We start from the raw sequence: 2898 nt of genomic DNA, 5'->3' as shown, positions 1-2898 counted from the left end.
ATCTCCAGACCGATGATCGGCTTGATGCCTGCCTTGATGCACTGATGCCATAAGCGGGAAGCCCCAGCCACACTATTGCGATCTGTAATAGCCACAGCCGGCATCTTGTACTGCACCGCTCTCTGCACCAGATCATCGATTATACAAGCTCCATCCAGCCAGCTATACTCGCTGTGAGTGTGTAAGTGGATAAAAGACATCTATCCTCCAGTTGGAATCTTCTCAATCAACAAAGACTTGCGTCCAATCTTGATATTATGTTCCTTGCCTCAGAAGAGACGGCATCACAATCGGTAGGACTTAGCTGATTTTCCAAGTTGTTCTTGATCCGATTGATCCTCTGTTCATCATGATCATCACAGTATTCTAAGGCTACAATTGCCCACAACAGGCCCTGCTTGTAGTCTCTAAAGTTGATTGTATAGAGCCTGGATAACTCGAACATCGCTTTAAAATGGCCATTGAATGATGCTTCTCGAAGGTATTTCTCGGCAGTGGCATAGTTTGGCTCAGGTAGATTTGAATAGGCCAAGCCGAGATTGTATTGAGCATCTTTGTTTCCTTGCTCGGCCGAGAGGAACAGAAAGCTTATTCCTTTGTTCACATCGGGCACAACAATCCTGCCCTCAAGGAATATGGTACCAAGGTCATATTGTGCAAGGTCTAGCCCCTGATCTGAGGCTTTTTGCAGCAAATCCAGACCCTTAGTTATGTCCTGTTCTATGAACTGACCATCGATTAGCATCTTTGCCAGAACATATAGAGCCAGAGCTACTCCCTGGTCTGCTGATTTACCGAACCATTTGATAGCTTCAGATGTGTTCTTCTGAGTTCCAATTCCATTGGCATAAGCATAGGCTACGTTATACTGAGCCTTCCCGTGCCCCTGTTCAGCTGCTCGAAGATACCATTCGAATGCTTTTGCGTGATCTTGCTCGATTCCGATTCCATCGTAATAAGCATCTCCTAACTGGTTTTGAGAGTCTGCATTACCCGTTTCTGCCTTTTGGATAAGCATAATGACGCTTTTATTCATGGCCAAAGCCCCTTTTAGTTACCTTCTGATTGTATTGCTGAACTTCATTTCTAAAATCTTGTTCATAGCAATAATTGGCAGGTATCTCTCTATATTTGATCCAAGACGATCTCACGGATTCATGGTCGAAAGCACCGTTCCTTTTCCAATCTTGAAACACTTTATATGGGCTTCTTTGTCCTAGTAGAAGCTCACTAAAGGCCTTCTCGATACCACTATACTGCTTTTCTAATTGATTGCATACAGCATTTGTATAATACTGAGCTATTCCCTCAGCCATGTCTTCTGGAACATGTGCGCAGAGCAGGTTTCCTCTGAACATGTTAATATCGTAGCCTGCTAAGGTATAAGCGTGGGTAAGCTCATGGGTCATAACCACTGTTGCTAAGCTTTCAGCAGAAACGCCTAGAATAAACGAGAAATAGGCAATTACTTGAGGGTAAAGCTCAATCCAAGGTTGCAGAATTGGGGTGAAATGCTTTATCCTACAATGGAAAAAGACTCCAAGTAAATCATCACAAGCATATTCTTCATTGTTAACAGGTTTTCTGATGATTTTCTTTTCAATCTGCTTCAAATGTTCTTCTGATATCTCCCCATAGTCAGCAATAAACAAATCTCCTGGATGTTCGAAAACGTTCTTATGCAGGAGAGACAGAACTCTCCCCCAAAATTGAAACTCATTATCGCAGTTCATAGATATCATGAGTTCGAGTACATCAAAACTAACAATCTTCACTGGAATTGGCTTTAACTTATCCTGATCATTTATTTGAGTTCTGCTGTTTGAGATACTACCCCACTTTTTCGGCATGAGTTTTAAGGAAGTGAGATCATGGAGTCTTTCCTCAATGGAACGTATTCGTTGTTTCCTTACAATAGCTGTCGCTTTAACGGCCTTATCAAATTCATCATTGGATAATGATAATTGGTATGGGTTGTTCATATAATCCCCCTTTCATCTAGCTATTAAGTTTAATACTCAAATTCTTACACAGTGCAATCGCCCATGGCTTAGGGTTTTTGCAATAGGCTGTCAGAGCCCCATCATTTCTGTCTGTGTATTTCTCATTCTCTTCGTCATAATATGCTTCTACATAGATGTTCAATATGCCGCTCTTGATCTGGTGCTCAACTTTGGTAGAGGGGTGAAGGATCTTACCATGTGTCATATATGTTTTAATGAGTTCCGGTGATTTAGACGAGCTGAAAACAATGTTGATCGGTTTGATATAACCACAAGAACGCCTTAGGGCTATGCTAAGTTTCTCATTGTCCATCAATATCTGATCCAGCATAGAGATATGGTTGTAGTTAAACATATGTAGATATTTGATCTCAATCGCATATAGAACCTCCTCATTGTGTTTACTACCAGGATCATTATATCTATTAATAGCCTTGTACACGTTTTTGTTGATAATTTGCTCAATTGAGGCGTTATAAGTCTTATGTTTTCCAATAATAGAGTGTAGGAACTCCGGATTCAATACTACCAGGTCAAAATGTCCTCTACTCTTAATAGACTTATTCGTAAGATCTGTCTGAGCCAATTCCTCATCTGGATACCCGGCAAGAAGCCGAGATTTTTCGTACCTGAAATTAGTGGGATACTCTCTGTGAATCAGAGAGATTATTCCTTTTTCGATAGTTACGTGTGGTGTGTTACCTGTAATCAAGTCTTTGTGCAGATAAGTTTGGATATCTGCTTCGGTAAAAAACAACAAGGGCTTTTCACGAAAGCGATTGATGCTTGTTTTCATGCTTTGAGCTACAACTGCATCGATGTGATCCATTCTTTGTGATGTAGTACTTAGGGTGCTAAGTGAGGTCATGTTCTACTCCTAAACTGTGCTTTCTCT

4 protein-coding genes are annotated in these 2898 nt (G+C 41.1%); all 4 read right to left on the bottom strand.

What is annotated here, in order from left to right; translation table 11 throughout:
- Positions 1–200, bottom strand: a 200-nt coding sequence (locus LHW48_08860; GenBank protein MCB5260559.1) for a PHP domain-containing protein, incomplete at its 3' end; no start/stop codon positions are given.
- Positions 201–226: 26 nt separating this feature from the next.
- Positions 227–1036: a sel1 repeat family protein gene (locus LHW48_08855; GenBank protein MCB5260558.1), complete on the bottom strand. Its 810-nt coding sequence runs from the start codon at positions 1034–1036 to the stop codon at positions 227–229.
- The gene (locus LHW48_08850; protein MCB5260557.1) at positions 1029–1982 is read right to left on the bottom strand and encodes a hypothetical protein; all 954 of its coding nucleotides are present in this window, start codon (positions 1980–1982) and stop codon (positions 1029–1031) included. Before LHW48_08850 ends, LHW48_08855 begins: the two co-directional genes overlap by 8 nt.
- A gap of 16 nt (positions 1983–1998) precedes the next feature.
- Positions 1999–2871 carry a hypothetical protein gene (locus LHW48_08845; protein ID MCB5260556.1) on the bottom strand — a complete coding sequence of 291 codons (873 nt, stop codon included), beginning with the start codon at positions 2869–2871 and terminating at the stop codon, positions 1999–2001.
- Between the last annotated feature and the right edge of the window lie 27 nt (positions 2872–2898).

It is taken from the genome of Candidatus Cloacimonadota bacterium (assembly GCA_020532355.1).
Taxonomy (GTDB): Bacteria; Cloacimonadota; Cloacimonadia; order Cloacimonadales; family Cloacimonadaceae; genus UBA5456.
The sequence above is the reverse complement of the archived record's forward strand: the minus strand, read 5'-3'. Positions and strand labels throughout refer to the sequence as shown.